This is a genomic window from Citrobacter sp. S55_ASV_140, assembly GCF_018919505.1.
GTDB lineage: Bacteria > Pseudomonadota > Gammaproteobacteria > Enterobacterales > Enterobacteriaceae > Citrobacter > Citrobacter werkmanii.
Map to the genome: position 1 here is coordinate 1 of NZ_JAHLQZ010000001.1, position 17,236 is coordinate 17,236.

Sequence of the window (17,236 nt, forward strand, 5' to 3'; positions counted from 1 at the left end):
AAGAACGTCGCCAACGTTAACAGCGGCGTCAAAATGGTGGAGCGAACGGAAACGCATCTCACCGGGATGATTGGTGATGTCCTGCAGATGTCGATGATGATCAAAGAGATTAGTCTGGCCACGCGAGAGCAAACCCAGGCGCTGGATCTGATTAACGATTCAATTTCACGCGTGGGCGCCATGACACACAATAACGCCGAAATGGTGGAACGTGTTACTGATGCTACCGCCGATCTGACCCAGCGATCATCACGCTTACAGCAGGCCGTTCAGGTCTTTGGCGTATCAGCATAACGTTACGGCGCTTATCGGGCGAATGTCTTAATAAGCGCACTCCTCTCCCTGGTTAAAACGCCCCTTTCTTTTATTGGCTGAATCGAGGCCACACCGCGCCAGTTCCGGCAGCACAAAAATGCTGAATTCTTGTTATCGGGGCTTTGCGCAAGTGAACAATTGAATGTAGGATGCTCGGCCGGCAGTTTTCCCCCGTAACACAATGAAGGGTAACGCTGTTTTCGCCGCAGCAGGTGCGGCAAAAAGGATTTTGTAAATCAGTCAGGTCAACAGGAAACGTAATGAACACACACAACACGCAAGCCGCGGAACAACATGCGGCGAAACGACGCTGGTTGAATGCTCACGAAGAGGGGTATCACAAGGCGATGGGCAATCGACAGGTACAAATGATCGCCATTGGCGGCGCGATTGGTACCGGATTGTTTTTAGGGGCAGGCGCACGTTTGCAGATGGCTGGCCCCGCTTTGGCGCTGGTCTATCTGGTGTGCGGTATTTTTTCGTTCTTTATTCTTCGCGCGCTCGGCGAACTGGTTTTGCACCGCCCTTCCAGCGGTAGCTTTGTCTCCTACGCCCGCGAATTTTTAGGTGAGAAAGCCGCCTATGTGGCGGGCTGGATGTATTTCATCAACTGGGCGATGACCGGTATTGTCGATATCACCGCAGTTGCGCTGTATATGCATTACTGGGGCGCATTTGGCGACGTGCCGCAGTGGGTGTTCGCCCTCGGGGCGCTGGCCATTGTCGGCACCATGAACATGATCGGCGTGAAGTGGTTCGCAGAGATGGAGTTTTGGTTTGCGCTGGTCAAAGTGCTGGCGATTGTGATTTTCCTGGTTGTGGGTACCGTTTTCTTAGGTAGCGGAAAACCGCTGGATGGCAACGCCACGGGTTTTCACCTGATAACCGACAACGGCGGATTTTTCCCGCATGGCCTGCTGCCAGCGCTGGTACTGGTTCAGGGGGTCGTCTTCGCGTTTGCCTCCATCGAACTGGTCGGCACTGCCGCGGGTGAGTGCAAAGATCCGCAAACGATGGTGCCGAAAGCGATCAATAGCGTTATCTGGCGTATCGGTCTGTTTTACGTGGGTTCGGTGGTCCTGCTGGTTCTGCTTCTGCCCTGGAACGCCTACCAGGCGGGGCAAAGCCCATTTGTCACCTTCTTCTCCAAACTTGGCGTGCCATATATCGGCAGCATCATGAATATTGTAGTGCTCACCGCGGCGCTTTCCAGTCTGAACTCCGGCCTGTACTGCACCGGGCGTATTTTACGTTCCATGTCGATGGGCGGTTCCGCGCCAAAATTTATGGCTAAAATGAGCCGCCAACAGGTGCCATGGGCCGGGATCCTCGCCACACTGGTCGTGTATGTCGTAGGGGTATTCCTGAACTATCTGGTGCCGTCGCAGGTGTTTGAGATCGTGCTTAATTTCGCCTCGCTGGGCATCATTGCGTCGTGGGGATTTATCATGGTTTGTCAGATGCGTCTGCGCCGGGCGATTAAAGAAGGTAAAACCGCAGACGTCAGTTTTAAACTGCCGGGTGCGCCGTTTACCTCCTGGCTCACGTTGCTGTTCCTGCTGAGCGTGCTGGTGCTGATGGCGTTTGATTATCCAAACGGCACTTATACCATCGCATCATTACCGTTAATCGCCATCCTGCTGGTTGCGGGCTGGTTCGGCGTGCGTAAACGCGTAGCGGAAATCCACCGCACCGCGCCGTAAGGATAAAAAGGCCTGATAGCTTACCCCTTCAGGCCTTCTTTTTTTAGTCTGCTTCAATGAGCTGCGCAACATCGTTGCTATTAATTTCCCGCGCATTCCCATCCTGATCGGTATAGCTGGTCATTCCCGTATCTTTATCCAGCTTTGGCTTGCCTTGGGTGGTAATCGTTTGTCCGCTTTTGGTCGTCATAACGTAATTGGTTGTGCAACCTGCCAGCGTAAACAGCATGACGCCTGCACAAAGACACATAAATGGCTTTTTCATGGTATTCCCGTGTTATTCAGTTAGCCGTTGAGGGCGTAGTGTAAGTCCCTGAAGTTAGTCAGGCTACTGGCGGGGTGTAACGAGGCGTATCGTGAGGTTTAGAGAAATGACAGGAGGGGTTTCCCCCTCCGGTTAATTACAGCGCAATACGAATCACATCGTCCGGCTGAGTAGCTTCCTGCTCGCGGGTAGATTTCTGTTTCACGCTAACGTACAGCGTTTTACCGTCGGCGGAGAGCGCCAGGCTGTTCGGGAATGTTGGGGTCTCGAACGTTTTGACAACTTTGTAGCTTTTCGCGTCGATCACGCTTACTTTACCGGCCTGACGATGGGTCACATAGGCCTCGTTGCGCGCCGGGTTGAACAGCACGGCCAGGGATTCCGGCGCGGCGACTTTCGCCAGTACATTGCCGTTGCGGGTGTCAATAACCAGCACTTCCGCAGCCTTAGAGTCGGTAACAAATGCGCGGTTACCCGCCGTGTCCAGACTCAGGTTGATAAAGAAGTGCTCTTTTCCATCATCCAACAGCTTTTTACGGCTGAGAATTTTGTTATTGGTGGTATCGATAGTGATAAATTCGCCGTCCGCATTGGCGGTGTACAGGCGTTTAGCCTTGCTGTCGACAGCCAGAGCGGTGCTCATTTTGCCAGTATTTTGGATTGTGTCCTGAAGTTTGATCGTCTCACCGTCCACGACCCAAATTACGCTCTCTTTACCAATACCGCTAATGTAGACCGTGTTGGTCGCATCATCGGCGACCAGCTCACGCGGCTGCAGCGGGCGCACATCTTCAGAACGCTTACGCGCATCCAGCACCAGGCGCCCTTTCACCGCGCCTGTTTTGGCATCCATCGCCGTCACCGCGCTGTTTACCGTATTACCAAACCACAGCGTTTGCGTGGTGTTATTGATGGTGGCGCCAAACGGTTTGAGATCGTTATGGATAACCTGAGTCACTTCGAGCGTCACCGGGTCAAGACGGTAAACCACGCCCCCGGTATCCAGTTTGCGGCTCTGTGAGGTCGCCAGCCACAGCGCGTTCTCTTGCTGGCTGTATGCCATTTCATAGGCACCTTTGCCCACGGCTTTGCGCAGCAATTCTTCCGCAGCCTGTGTCGTAAAAGATGATGCCACGAGCAGTGAACCTAACAGTAAAGAACCACGCAGGCGCGGCGAAAACAGATGACGTAAAGACATGACGACTCCCTTTGATAAATTCGTTTGTTACTGCTTCACATAGCTTCAATGAGCAAAATCATGGTTTTGCCTTTTTAAGAATGAGAATAGTAATCATTATTCATCGCAAAGTGGAGCACTTCTTCACATATTGACTACACTCGTTTTCATTGCCCGAAAAATTACCGCAATTCAGTAGCGCTAAAATTCATCTTTTTTATAAAAAAATTCACATGCTTACCGTCCGTTTTCCGGCGTCAGCATCCTAAACTGGCCTTATTCATGACGATTTTTTCAGCCCGCTATACCGTCTTTCCTGTTTCATTACTGCCTGTCTTCCTCTCGACTTTTGCCGCGGCAGAAAGTGAGCTAAACGAGCAAACGCTGATCGTTAGCGCGACGCCACAATCCGTTTCAGAGCTGGATACGCCTGCCGCCGTCAGCGTCGTTGCCGGTGAAGATATGCGTCTGGCAACACCGCGCATTAACCTGTCCGAATCGCTGACCAGCGTCCCTGGACTACAGGTGCAAAATCGGCAGAACTACGCGCAGGACCTCCAGTTGTCGATTCGCGGTTTTGGTTCACGCACCACGTATGGTATCCGTGGCATTCGTATGTATGTAGACGGAATCCCAGCCACCATGCCGGATGGGCAAGGCCAAACATCCAATATCGATATCAGCAGCGTACAAAATATTGAAGTCCTGCGGGGTCCCTTCTCTGCGCTGTATGGCAATGCTTCCGGCGGTGTGATTAATGTCAGTACTGAAACAGGGCGTGAGCCGCCCACCATTGAAGCCAGCAGCTATTACGGTAGTTTTGGCACCTGGCGCTACGGTTTAAAGGCCACCGGAGCGCTGGGCGACGGTACTCAGCCAGGCGATGTGGATTACACCGTTTCAACGACCCGATTTACTACCCATGGGTATCGCGATCACAGCAGCGCGCAAAAAAATCTGGCTAATGCCAAACTGGGCGTACGCATTGATGACGCGAGTAAACTGACGCTGATTTTCAACAGCGTGGATATTAAGGCCGACGATCCCGGAGGCCTGACGAAGTCAGAGTGGAATGCCAATCCGCAGCAATCGCCCCGCGCCGAGCAATTCAATACGCGAAAAACCATCAAACAGACCCAGGCGGGATTGCGCTATGAACGCCAGCTTAGCGCGCAGGATGATCTCAGCATCATGACCTATGCGGGGGAGCGTGAAACCACCCAGTATCAGTCGATCCCAATGGCCCCACAGTTAAGACCCTCCCATGCCGGAGGCGTTATCACTCTACAACGTCATTATCAGGGGATAGATAACCGTTGGACTCACCGTGGCGAATTGGGGATCCCGGTGACCTTCACCACCGGCATAAACTATGAAAACATGAGTGAAAACCGTAAAGGCTATAACAACTATCGGCTTGATAATGGTGTGCCTGAGTATGGTCAGAAAGGCGACATGCGACGCAATGAACGTAACCTGATGTGGAACGTCGATCCCTATCTGCAAACCCAGTGGCAATTGACGGAGAAGCTTTCGCTGGATGCCGGCGTTCGTTACAGTTCCGTGTGGTTTGATTCCAACGATCGCTACATTACGCCGGGTAACGGCGATGACAGCGGGGACGCCAGCTATCACCAATGGCTCCCTGCCGGATCGTTGAAATATGCAATGACGGACGCCTGGAACGTCTATCTGGCTGCGGGGAGAGGATTTGAAACGCCGACAATTAACGAACTCTCCTACCGTTCCGATGGCCAAAGCGGGATGAATTTTGGTTTACAGCCGTCCACAAATGACACCATTGAAATCGGCAGCAAAACGCGCATCGGCGATGGGCTGTTTACCGCGGCCCTGTTCCAGACCAACACGGATGACGAAATCGTCGTTGATAGTAACAATGGCGGTCGTACGACCTATAAAAACGCCGGGAAAACCCGCCGTCAGGGAGGCGAGCTATCCTGGGACCAACGCTTTGCCACAAACTGGCGCGTAAAAGCGGCATGGACCTGGCTGGATGCAACCTATCGCAGCAATGTCTGCGGCGATCAAAACTGCAACGGCAACCGACTGCCCGGCATAGCGCAAAACATGGGATTCGCGTCACTGGGCTACGTGCCTGATGAAGGCTGGTATGCGGGAGCAGATGTGCGTTATATGGGGGACATTATGGCTAATGATGAAAATACGGCGAAAGCCCCGTCATATAGCGTAGTCGGCCTGAATACCGGCTATAAATTTTATTACAGCAACCTTATGATCGACCTGTTTGGCCGGGTGGATAACCTGTTTGATAAGACCTACGTCGGTTCGGTGATTGTGAATGAATCAAATGGCCGGTACTACGAACCGGCGCCAGGACGAAACTATGGCGTGGGTATTAATCTGGCCTGGCGTTTTGAATGATACTGGCGGGAATCGCTCCCGCCAGCACTCTTTACGCATCGTCTGCTACGCGAATAACCACCTTGCCGAAGTTTTTACCGGTCAGCAAACCGATAAAGGTCTGCGGCGCATTCTCCAGACCGTCAGTGACCTGCTCACGGTAGTGGATTTTACCCTCTTTAATCCAGCGCCCCATCTCCCGCTGAAACTCATGAATGCGGTGACCATAATCCTGACCAATGATAAAACCCTGCATCCGGATACGCTTTTTCAGTAAGGTTGCCATCAGCAACGGTAATCGGTCAGGGCCGGTCGGAAGCGATGTCGCATTGTAACCGCTGACCAGTCCGCAAAGCGGAATGCGCGCCGAGGTATTGAGTAACGTCAGCACAGCGTCAAATACCTTACCGCCAACGTTCTCGTAGTAAATATCAATCCCCTGCGGACACGCTTTTGCCAGTTGTTGAGCAAAATCGTGCGCATGGTGATCGAGACAAACATCAAAGCCCAGCACTTCGGTAGCATGCCGGCATTTCTCTGCCCCGCCCGCTACACCGATCACCCGACACCCTTTGAGCTTACCAATCTGTCCAACCGTTGCGCCCACCGGGCCAGTTGCAGCGGCAACAACCAGCGTTTCCCCTGCTTTCGGCTGGCCAATGTCCAGCAAACCCATATAGGCGGTAAATCCCGGCATCCCCAAAACACCCAGCGCCCAGGAGGGATGTTCAGGATTATCGCCAAGCTTCACCAGCCCGTTGCCGTCCGAAATGTCATAGTCCTGCCAGCCACTGTAGCTCAGCACCCATTCGCCAGGCTGGTAATCAGGATGGTTGGAGGACACGACGCGGCTCACGGTGCCACCGACCATCACACCGCCAATCTCAACGGGAGGCGAGTAAGACGGTTCATCGCTCATGCGCCCACGCATGTAAGGATCGAGAGAAAGGAAAACGGTGCGCAGCAAAACCTGACCTTCTCCCGGCGTTGCGACTTCATCTTCTTCAAGACGGAAGTTATCCGGGATTGGCGCGCCATGTGGGCGGGAAGCCAGTACCCAACGGCGGTTACGATTAGTCTGTTGACCCATGATGTGCTCCTCTGCTTTTGGCATGAATCCATCAATAGTAGCAGCCTGCGCCAGCATTTAGCTCACGACATGGTTTAATCGCACAACCAGATAAACGCAGGTTTGCGTGGTTTCATTGATAAACCGACAGTCATTCGGCGGCCCCAGTTCCAGACAATCGCCCGCTTTCATTTCATGACGCACATCGCCTTCCACAAAGACTAACTCCCCCTGCTGTAGCCAGATAAGCTGTCTGGCCTGCACGTAGGAGGATGCTGGCATTGGGATATTGCTTCCGGCGGGCAATTCGATTTGTACCAGGTCGATGGGGAGATCGCTGCGCGGTGAGACATGGCGTCGCAGATAGTGGCTCTGCGGATCGTGCCAGACGGGCTGGTCAGCGAGGCGCAGCAACTTGCCCTCCTGCATTTCGGCTCGTGCAATCAGCATCGACATGCTGATGCCAAACGCCCCGGAGAGCCTGCCCAGCAGCGTGGCCGTGGGGCTACTCTCACCACGCTCTATTTTATGGATCATTGCCCGCGACACGCCTGCACGCTCGGCGAGTTCCGTCAGAGACCAGCCGCGAGATTCTCGTTCAAGGCGAATTCTTGCACCGATCCGTTGATTTATGCTGTCTTCAATAGTATTCATATTGTAATACTATAGTGAACAAGCCCTGAGGTTCAACATGTCAATTCGATTTGCCAGCAAAGCAGACTGCGCCGCTATTGCTGAAATTTATAACCACGCGGTACTGCATACGGCGGCTATCTGGAACGATCAAACGGTCGATGCCGAAAACCGTATCGCCTGGTTCGAAGCCCGCCAGTTGATGGGCTATCCCGTGCTGGTAAGTGAAGAAAACGGCGTAGTCACTGGATATGCTTCGTTCGGCGACTGGCGTAACTTTGACGGATTTCGTCATACCGTTGAACATTCGGTGTATGTCCATCCTGATCATCAGGGCAAGGGCCTGGGACGAGCGCTGCTCAGCCGACTAATAGAAGAAGCGCGCACGTGCGGCAAACATGTGATGGTGGCGGGGATTGAGTCTCAGAATCAGGCGTCGCTGCATCTGCACAGTACGCTGGGATTTAACATCACCGCACAAATGCCGCAGGTTGGCACCAAATTTGGTCGCTGGTTGGATCTGACCTTTATGCAATTGCAGTTAGACGATCGTCGCGATCCGGATGCCGGCAGATGAACCAGACGCTGACCCTCTCCTTTCTGATTGCCGCAGGTATTGGTCTGGTGGTGCAAAATACCTTAATGGTGCGTATCACGCAGACCTCCTCGACGATCCTGATTGCCATGCTGCTGAACTCACTGGTTGGGATTGTGCTGTTTGTCAGCATTCTGTGGTTTAAGCAAGGCGCAGCGGGGTTTGGCGAACTGGTCTCCAGCGTGCGCTGGTGGACGCTGATCCCCGGTTTACTGGGGTCTTTTTTTGTTTTTGCCAGTATCAGCGGCTATCAAAATGTGGGGGCTGCCACCACGATTGCGGTACTGGTCGCCAGCCAGTTAATTGGCGGACTGGTGCTGGATATTCTGCGCAGTCATGGCGTACCCCTCCGTGCGCTGGTGGGGCCAGTTTGCGGCGCGGTGCTGCTGGTCGTCGGGGCCTGGCTGGTCGCGAGACGCTCTTTTTAACTGCCGGATGGCGCTTCGCTTATCAGACCTACGGAATTTATCCAGCCTGAACATACAGGCCGGATAACAGTAATAACGAATTAAAGGATTGTGCCGCCTTTGGTCAACTGTTCGCGACGGGCTTCCATATCCTCTTTATGCTGACGACCATGATGTGCGATAGCCGTACGCAAACGCTGTTGCTGGGTGTAGCGATCTTCCCGGCTCAGCGCGGCATCATCGCTGAGTTCAATCAGCAATTCATTCATATGCGTAATGACGCTCTCTTCAATGGCGGCATCAACACGTGCGCTGACCTCATCCAGATGCGGCATAACCTCTCCTTAACTCATTAATTTAATTTTGCTTTTGAAAAATCACTGCCCATCAGGCTGACGCTGTATCCGCTGACGTTGCTACGCGTGGCATAGAACGTTTTGCCATTTGCCAGGGCTATCCACGGAGCCTGCTGGTAGAAAATCTCTTGCGATTGCTGGTACAGCGCGGCGCGTTCTTCAGGTTTGCTCACCAGTTTCGCCTTTTGAACCAGAGAATTATACTCTTTATCGCACCAACGCGCGGCGTTAGATCCGGTTTTAATGCTGTCGCAGCCCAACAGTACATCCGCGAAATTATCCGGATCGCCGTTGTCTGACATCCAGCCGAACAGCGCGGTGTCATGCTCGCCTTTGCGCATTCCGGAGAGATATTCGCCCCACTCGTATGACACTATTTTTGCCTTTACGCCGACTTTTGCCCAATCGCTCTGGATCATCTCGGCAATACGTCGGGAGTTCGGGTTGTATGGACGCTGAACCGGCATTGACCACAGCGTCGCTTCAAATCCGTTTTCCAGCCCAGCCTGTTTCAGCAGATCTTTCGCTTTTTGCGGGTCGTAAGCGTAATCTTTTAGATCGTTATTGAACCCCATCATATTCGGTGGAATCGGCGATTTTGCCACCGTACCGGAACCTAAAAAGACGGCGTTAATAATGGCTTTTTTATCGGTCGCGTAGTTCAACGCCTGACGCACCAGCACGTTATCAAACGGTTTTTTCTCGGTATTAAACGCCAGATACCCGACGTTCAGCGCTTCAACCGAATGCAGCGTCAAATCTTTATTCTTGTTGATGTCGTCAAACTGGATTGGCGCAGGCGCTGGGATAATCTGGCATTCGTTAGTTTGCAGTTTTGCCAGTCTGGTCTGTACATTTGGTGTGATCGAGAATATCAGGTGCTTCGTCGGGACGGCGCCATCCCAGTAGTTCGGGTTGGCCAGATAACGGATTTGGGAATCCTGTTTGTACTGCTGCAACACATATGGCCCGGTGCCAATCGGCCAATTATCAACGTTTTCCGGGGTGCCTTTTTGCAGCATCGCGTCAGCATATTCCGCAGAAAGAATGGAAGCGAAATCCATCCCCCAGTCGGCAAGAAACGCGGCGTTAGGTTCATTCAGCACAAACTGAACGTGATAATCATCCACCTTCTTCACTTCTTTGATCAGTTTATCCAGACCGACATCGTTAAAGTATTCGTAGCTGCCCTGAGAAACCTTGTGGTACGGATGATCGGCATCTTTCTGGCGCAATACCGAGAAAACCACGTCATCGGCGTTGAAGTCGCGGGTAGGTTTAAAGAATTTATTACTGTTGAATTTCACCCCCTGGCGCAGGGTAAACGTGTAAGTCTTCCCATCGGGAGAAATTGTCCAGTCCGTTGCCAAAGACGGTATTGGGGTATTCTTTACCGGATCAAAGTTAATGAGTCGGTTGTAGAGCACCTGTGAACTTGCCACAAACGACGGACCGGAACTGGCGATTTGCGGGTTAAATGACTCCGGCGACGCTTCTGAGCAGTAGATGATGGTGTCAGTGCTGGCCGCGAACGCAGCGCCTGAGGGTAAGGCGGCGCTGAGCGCCAGCGCGAGTAACGTTTTCCTTGCAATCATGGTTATAAGCCTTCTTATTTTATTATTAACCGGAATATCAGAGCATAGCTGACAAAAACTGACCAATAACAAATCACTATCAGGTTATTCTAATCCGGTGGTTTTCGCTGAATTATTCATCACCACAAGCGAATTAATTTCCCTTAAGTCTTTTTCAAAACGTCAAGATTTTTCCCGGCACTCTATGCCATGAAAATTCGCCCCTTTTTGCCTCTCTTCCGTCGTTTGCTCGTTTTTATAAACCGTAAAGTAGATGTGTGAAGAAGTCTAAGGGGTAACAACGTGGCAAAAACTCTCTTACGCAGCGGCAATTTGGATGACTATCAGGCCGTGGGTGGCGGTGGTCAGGCCGTGTTTGATTCAGCACTGCAAATTCGTGAAACGCTTCGCTTGCGTAAGCAGCAGGCGATGGTGGATTGTCTGGCGATCCCACAAATTAACGACAACGGCGATCGGGTTGACTGGTATTCTCCGGTTGAAGGAAAAGTCGTTGCGTGGAAAGCCGCTGATGAAGAGGCTCGTTTTCGTGCGCTGCGCTATCTGGGGAGCACGCTGGAAAATGCGGCGGCCCTGAGCCGTAAAAGCCTGCAATCGGGGAAAACCGCCCTCCAACTGTTTGGTTCATTGCTCGAAAAAGCCATCCAGTTTCCTGGCGAGAATCACGTGTTTCTGGTTGATGGTAAACCCGTTATTACGTTCTGGGGCTTCGTCAATCTGAATGAAAATCCCCGCGACGATGTGCTCGATTGCCTGCGCCTTGCCGATATACCACCGGTTGTCACTGTGACAGAGCCTGACCCGGAAGAAGATACTTCACCTGAAATCACCTTCACTGAGGCCGATGCCCCTTTACTGACGCCGGTCGTTGAACCGCCAAAACCGGTTGAACCTGAATCACAACCGCTGGCCATGATCAGCGAACCGGAAGTCACACCGCCACCGGTACAGGTGAAGCCCGCACGTCGCCTGCCACTGTGGAGTCTACCCGTTGCCGCCGTAATTATCGCAGCCATTGTCGGACCGTTGCTGTGGAAACAACAAGCCGTTATCCCTACCCCCTCAGTTGCCCCCATTGCAGTGGCTAAAGCAGACATGACGCCGTTGCCGGAACTGACCTCTGCACTACCTTTGCATCGGGCTGAAGTCATTCCGGTAGCGAAAAAAGAGAAACCTGACGCAGGACCGGTAGTGATTGCCGCTATTCCCAAAGATGCGCTGGTCATGGATGCCAGCCAGATGAAGGCAGGAACGACGCGTTTCCTCAACGGTAACTGGCGCGTCATGGTCGACGTGAAAGATCCGGTCAGCGGCAAAGCGCCGTCGCTGCGTTATCAGATCCAGACGAATAAAGGCACTGCACGCGTCGTTCATGGCGACAATATTGTTTGTCGTGCCGAGATTTTCTCTGGTTTGCATCAGACTGGCGAATTAATGATTAAGAGTCGCGGCAATGCCCGTTGCACGGACGGATCACGTTATCCGATGCCTGAAATTACCTGCAAAGCGGGAACCAATGACGTCGCCACCTGCACCGCACGATATGACGATCACGCGGAAATCCCTCTGACGATCAAAAAGATAGGTGCCTGATTTTATGTTGGTGAATCTGTGTGACTACAAACAAAGCGTGACGCTCATTGCCAATAGCGGTGTGCAATTTCTGGATTTTGGCCTGACGCCGCAGGAATCTGCGCATCATGGCCGCTTTGTGCGCAAAACGGCCAACGGTCCCCTTCTACGGCTGGACTTCGATCTGACAACGGGACGCTATACCTTGCCGGGCAGCACCGGCGGTCAGCCCGAAGTGGTGAAGCCGGAAAGCACCCAGACGCTGCATTATTCTCTGGACGTGCTCGACGGCATCTGGCTACCGCTGCCGTTCCTGCGCTTTAATCCGCCGCGTACGTTTGTTGAAGGCCCGGATAACTGGGCGCGTGTACAGGTGCGAAAACTGGCGCAACCTGACAGCGCGGGCAACACTCACCGCGTTACCCTGGCGCTGGACAGCCAGCTCACTGAAAATGCCCCGGCAGCGTTAACCCCCAACGCAAATGACCTGCTTAACGGTACGCGATTTGCACTGGCCTGGCATGATAACGAAATTGCCGATTTCCTCGACCAGACCTGGATTGACGGCTGGCTGCGCGAATCCTTTATGCATCATGTCACGCAGCATGAGAATCGCTCAGAACATGAGATCCAGCAGGCGCTGCGTAATTTTGAATATCAGGCGCACTGGTTAAATTTGTTAACCCTGTTAGGCGAACAGCTTTCTATTCCGGAAGTCAAGCTGGTCACACATACGCTCAGTACACCGGCGATTCCCGTCGATCTGATCCTGGACATTGGTAATACCCATACCTGCGGCGTCCTGATTGAGGATCACGGCGATGCCAATGATGGACTGCGTCAGACCGCTGAATTACAGGTGCGGTCATTAAGCGAGCCGCAGTTTCTTAACGATCCACTATTCACCAGCCGACTGGAGTTTTCCGAAGCGCGGTTCGGTAAACAGCACTTTTCCGTTGAGAGCGGTCGTGATGACGCCTTTATCTGGCCGTCGATTGTTCGCGTGGGCGATGAAGCCCGAAAGCTGGCGATGCAACGTATGGGTACGGAAGGCAGCAGCGGGATCTCCAGCCCGCGCCGTTATCTGTGGGATGAAACGCCGGTGCTCCATGACTGGCGCTTTAGCCAGATGAATGGCAAAACCCAGCGCGAACCGCTGGCTACCGCCTTCCCGCTGATGAATCTCATGAATGATGACGGACAACCGCTGTTCAGCCTGCCGCAGGATGACCGTCTGCCGGTGTTCTCACCGCAATACAGCCGCAGCACGTTGATGACGCATATGCTGTGTGAGATCCTGGCTCAGGCGCTGGGTCAAATTAACAGCGTGGCGACGCGTTTGCGCCTTGGTTTCCCGGCCTCTCCTCGCCAGTTGCGCACATTGATCCTGACCCTACCCTCAGCGATGCCAAAACAGGAGCGCGAGATTTTCCGCCTGCGTATGTTTGAAGCCATTGCACTGGTCTGGAAAGCAATGGGCTGGCACCCGCAGGATGAAGACTTCACCACCCGTAAGCAGCAGGAAAAGAGCGTGGTTCCCGTCCCCGAGATCCAGATGGAGTGGGATGAGGCCAGCTGCGGTCAGTTGGTGTGGCTGTATAACGAGGCGATTTCCCACTACGATGGTCACACGGAATCGTTTTTTAATGCCCTTGCCCGTCCGGACCGTCTGCCGGAACCTGGTGAGATAAAAGGCCGTGCGCTGCGCGTGGCATCCATCGATATTGGCGGTGGGACCACGGATATGGCCGTCGTCCATTACCAACTTGATGACGGCGTTGGCGCGAACGTCAAGATCACCCCGCATTTGCTGTTTCGCGAAGGCTTTAAGGTCGCAGGCGATGACATGCTGCTGGACGTGATTCAGCGTTGCGTACTACCTGCCCTGCAAACCCGCTTGCAGCAGGCTGGCGTGACCGACGCCGCCGCATTACTGGCTACGCTGTTTGGCGATTCCGGACGCATCGATACTCAGGCGATCCTGCGTCAGCAAACGGCATTACAACTCTTTATGCCGCTCGGTCATGCGGTACTCTCCGCCTGGGAACAAAGCGATATTAACGATCCGGTAGCCGGACTGCATGCCACCTTTGGCGAGCTGCTCAGCCAGCAACCCACGCGTAACGTGATGAACTATATCCAACAGGCTATCGATCATGCGTTGCCGTCTGGTTCGCCAGCGTTTGATGTTTTGAGCGTGCCGTTACAGGTGCAGTTCAGGCAGTTACAAGAAGCGTTACTGGCGGGGCAATTTACCCTGACCTCGCCGCTGCACGCGGTTTGTGAGGCTATTTCACATTATCGTTGCGATATTTTATTAGTGACCGGCAGACCCGCTTGTTTACCGGGCGTACAGGCGTTGATCCGCCATCTTCAACCCGTTCCGGTTAATCGTATGATCTGGATGGATAACTATCGGGTGCACGAGTGGTATCCGTTCAGTCAGCAAGGGCGGATTGGCAACCCCAAATCCACCGCAGCAGTCGGTGCAATGCTATGCAGCCTGGCGCTGGATCTGCGTTTACCGCGCTTCAATTTTAAAGCTGCCGATATCGGCGCTTACTCGACCGTACGTTATCTTGGCGTGCTGGATAATACGGTCAACACGCTACGCGATGAGAACATCTGGTATCACGATATCGATCTGGATAAACCCGGCGCGAAGCTGGATACCCGTTTGCACTTCCCGCTGCGCGGCAATGTAACGTTAGGCTTCCGCCAATTGGCAAACAGCCGCTGGCCTGCCACGCCGCTGTATACGCTGAGCATAAATTCTGCCGAACTGGCAAAAAGTATCGCCGGAGATGGCGTGTTAAATGTACGGCTGCAGTTACGCGGCGGCAGCAAAGAGAGCGGCCCGGAATGCTTCGTACTCAGCGATGCCTGGTTACAGGATGGCACCCCCGTTGCCGCCAATGCCTTAACGTTAAAATTGAATACCCTGGCGGATCGTCGCCATAGCGGTAGCCATTACTGGATTGATAGCGGGAGCGTGTACCTGAAATGAGTAAGATGTTAAACACCGCGCAGGCCGTCATCGAGTGGGTAACAGAGACCCGCCAGCGTTCCGTACGTCTTGATGATGAGGCGGATGCCCTGCTGACACAACTTACGTTAGCCGCGGTTAATGAATCTGCGCTGACAGCGACCTTTTCAGCACGAGGCTGTGTTGGGTTATATGGGCACTCACAATCAGCGAAAGCGCATCTGCTCGCGGCATTGTGCAGCAATGCCAATGGCAAAGTGAACATCGTGACCCCGGATCGCAGTTTTGATTATTTTTCGCATATTAATCCGGGGCATGCACCGACCAATATGGCGATTCGCTTTACGCGTGAAGATAATCCGCTCAATAGCGAATGGCCGCTGCGCTTACGCTTACTCAGTGAAGCCGAACTGGTACAGCTGTTTATCACACAGTTCTGTGCGCTCCCGGACAACCGCCAGGTTGAGAAATCGATTATTGAGGCGCGCCTGGAAAAATGGCAAACCCTGCGTCAGCGTCATCCGGTGCAAGGCATCACGGCTCAGGATGTCGCGGCAATCGGTCGTTTCTGGCGCTCCTGCGTACCGGCTAATCAGCAGCAAATTGACGATGCGCTATGGCATCAGTTTGCTACGCTTCTCCCCGCTCTGGATCTGACGACCCGGGCAAACGCCTGGGCATTATTGTGGGGAGAACAACCAGAGCTAACGCAGCAGTGGCTGGCGCTGGCGCATACGCTGCAACAAACCGGGAACGCGCAAGAACTGGCGGCTCCGCTGAGCCTGTTGGTTGACCATTTTGGTTTACCTGCTGAGAGTTTTCTCACTCAGGTGGCATTGCACGGGAGTGAGGCGCAAAGTGATGTGGTTGTTCATCCAATTGAAAACCATCAGTTGCTCAATGCGGTCAGTCTCTCACAGGCATCACTAGCGCTGTTGACGCGCGAGCTGATCCTGACGGTGGAAGATGCTGTGCTGGAGAATGTCGATCTGCTCGATATCCCTCTCGCCCCGGATGCCCATCCCCATCCGCTGTGGCAGGCAAAATTAGGCTGGATGCTGGAGCATTATCGCCAGCAACTGCAACCGGATGTGCTCTTAATCTGCAATGCGGTATCTACCCGCGCCCAGACGCCAGCCATTACCCGCAAGCTGCTGGGCTGGGTCAACGATACGCAACCCGTACATGACGCCGCATTACCGGGCGTAGTCTGGGCCATCACCCCACAGGATGCGCGTTTTAGCACCCAGCAAAACCTGGATGAGTCCGTACAGCAATTAATGGGCAAACCGGGACTGCACTGGGGTACGCTGCAGGCGCTGGATAACCACAGCTTACAACGCCTTGTCGAATGGCTGACTCAGGCGACTTCACCACAACAGCGTCAGGCCAGGCTGACCTCTCTGCGCGAACAACACCAACAGCGCATCCGCGAAACGCTGATGAGTTGGATTAACACCCGCGCTGATGAGTCAGGTAGCAGCGAGTCGGTGATCCGCCAGTTACAATCCCAGGCGGCAAAACATGGCGAGCTACTGGAGGGGTTACTGCCGCCAATGCGCCTCTTTGAGTCGCTGCTGCGTGTTCATCAGCCGCGCGAGGAACAGGTGAACGGGCTATTTAATGAAGAGATCGACCTGTTTGCTGAAGTGCGTGACATACCGCACTCGCCGGAAAGCAAAGAAACTGGTTATCTGGCACACAAAATGTGGGTTAATCACGTACGTCAGTGGTGTCGCGATGAAAATAATGCGCGCCGTTTAGGTCTCGATCCTCGTACGCTAAGGCAGGTGGCTGACATTCTTGTGACCACCAGTTATCGCCTGGAGATGCCGCAACGCTTACAGCGCATGATGCAGCGCGAAAACGTCTGTGCGGCGCAGCTACATGCCGATATTGGGGATTTTATTACCTGGCTTGGATTTACCAACGTTGCTGAGGAACAGCGCCCTGCCAGCAGGATCCAAAAAGGCGCGGCTATTTTTAGCGCGCCAAAGCAACAACCGATGTCGCGCCTGGCCAAACTGGAAGAACAGCCCTCGCACGGCGCAAGCCGCTATGTTTACGACTGGCTGGTTGCTTTGTACACCCGCGCGAATGAGAACGTGGGATATCAGCACCCACAGGATGTTACTGAAGCCGACAAAAAACGTTTAGATGCCCTGCTTTCCGTCTGAAACGGCC

General features: G+C 53.5%; 13 protein-coding genes and 1 pseudogene. 8 read left to right on the forward strand and 6 right to left on the reverse strand.

The window, feature by feature from the left end:
* Together KQJ18_RS00005 and ansP are read left to right on the forward strand one after the other, a co-directional pair.
* Positions 1-294: pseudogene (locus KQJ18_RS00005) on the forward strand (hypothetical protein); the annotation flags it as partial.
* A 281-nt stretch (positions 295-575) separates the two neighbouring features.
* Positions 576-2,018 carry an L-asparagine permease gene (ansP, locus tag KQJ18_RS00010; protein ID WP_038640693.1) on the forward strand — a complete coding sequence of 481 codons (1,443 nt, stop codon included), beginning with the start codon at positions 576-578 and terminating at the stop codon, positions 2,016-2,018.
* 43 nt (positions 2,019-2,061) lie between these two features.
* Here ansP and KQJ18_RS00015 read toward each other — a convergent pair whose 3' ends face one another.
* Positions 2,062-2,283: a YgdI/YgdR family lipoprotein gene (locus KQJ18_RS00015; protein WP_038640695.1), complete on the reverse strand. Its 222-nt coding sequence runs from the start codon at positions 2,281-2,283 to the stop codon at positions 2,062-2,064.
* A gap of 136 nt (positions 2,284-2,419) precedes the next feature.
* Positions 2,420-3,481: a YncE family protein gene (locus KQJ18_RS00020; RefSeq protein ID WP_038640696.1), complete on the reverse strand. Its 1,062-nt coding sequence runs from the start codon at positions 3,479-3,481 to the stop codon at positions 2,420-2,422.
* 261 nt (positions 3,482-3,742) lie between these two features.
* Here KQJ18_RS00020 and pqqU point away from each other — a divergent pair, with 261 nt between their 5' ends.
* Entirely contained in the window at positions 3,743-5,863 is a 2,121-nt protein-coding gene (pqqU, locus tag KQJ18_RS00025) for a TonB-dependent receptor PqqU (RefSeq protein ID WP_216421170.1), read from the forward strand.
* A gap of 31 nt (positions 5,864-5,894) precedes the next feature.
* Here pqqU and KQJ18_RS00030 read toward each other — a convergent pair whose 3' ends face one another.
* The gene (locus KQJ18_RS00030; RefSeq protein WP_216421172.1) at positions 5,895-6,932 is read right to left on the reverse strand and encodes an NADP-dependent oxidoreductase; all 1,038 of its coding nucleotides are present in this window, start codon (positions 6,930-6,932) and stop codon (positions 5,895-5,897) included.
* A 57-nt stretch (positions 6,933-6,989) separates the two neighbouring features.
* On the reverse strand, positions 6,990-7,565 hold the full coding sequence (locus tag KQJ18_RS00035) for an XRE family transcriptional regulator (protein ID WP_204525135.1): 576 nt from the start codon (positions 7,563-7,565) through the stop codon (positions 6,990-6,992).
* Between the two features lie 37 nt (positions 7,566-7,602).
* Here KQJ18_RS00035 and mddA point away from each other — a divergent pair, with 37 nt between their 5' ends.
* Together mddA and KQJ18_RS00045 are read left to right on the forward strand one after the other, a co-directional pair.
* On the forward strand, positions 7,603-8,121 hold the full coding sequence (gene mddA / locus KQJ18_RS00040; protein ID WP_216421173.1) for an L-methionine sulfoximine/L-methionine sulfone acetyltransferase: 519 nt from the start codon (positions 7,603-7,605) through the stop codon (positions 8,119-8,121).
* Positions 8,118-8,567 carry a DMT family transporter gene (locus tag KQJ18_RS00045; RefSeq protein WP_042308290.1) on the forward strand — a complete coding sequence of 150 codons (450 nt, stop codon included), beginning with the start codon at positions 8,118-8,120 and terminating at the stop codon, positions 8,565-8,567. The genes mddA and KQJ18_RS00045 overlap by 4 nt, the downstream gene beginning before the upstream one ends.
* 80 nt (positions 8,568-8,647) lie before the next feature.
* Here KQJ18_RS00045 and KQJ18_RS00050 read toward each other — a convergent pair whose 3' ends face one another.
* A complete protein-coding gene (locus tag KQJ18_RS00050; protein WP_216421176.1) occupies positions 8,648-8,881 on the reverse strand; it encodes a YdcY family protein in 234 nt (77 codons plus the stop codon).
* Positions 8,882-8,898: 17 nt separating this feature from the next.
* Positions 8,899-10,497, reverse strand: coding sequence for an ABC transporter substrate-binding protein (locus tag KQJ18_RS00055; protein ID WP_216421178.1), 1,599 nt, complete (start codon positions 10,495-10,497; stop codon positions 8,899-8,901).
* 282 nt (positions 10,498-10,779) lie between these two features.
* Here KQJ18_RS00055 and KQJ18_RS00060 point away from each other — a divergent pair, with 282 nt between their 5' ends.
* From KQJ18_RS00060 to KQJ18_RS00070, 3 genes are read left to right on the forward strand one after another with little or no spacing between them, the layout of a single operon-like run.
* Positions 10,780-12,087, forward strand: a complete 1,308-nt coding sequence (locus KQJ18_RS00060) for an SrfA family protein (RefSeq protein ID WP_216421180.1) — start codon at positions 10,780-10,782, stop codon at positions 12,085-12,087.
* Positions 12,088-12,091: 4 nt separating this feature from the next.
* Positions 12,092-15,073, forward strand: coding sequence for a virulence factor SrfB (locus KQJ18_RS00065; protein ID WP_216421182.1), 2,982 nt, complete (start codon positions 12,092-12,094; stop codon positions 15,071-15,073).
* A complete protein-coding gene (locus KQJ18_RS00070) occupies positions 15,070-17,229 on the forward strand; it encodes a virulence factor SrfC family protein (RefSeq protein ID WP_216421183.1) in 2,160 nt (719 codons plus the stop codon). Before KQJ18_RS00065 ends, KQJ18_RS00070 begins: the two co-directional genes overlap by 4 nt.
* The last annotated feature ends 7 nt before the right edge of the window (positions 17,230-17,236 follow it).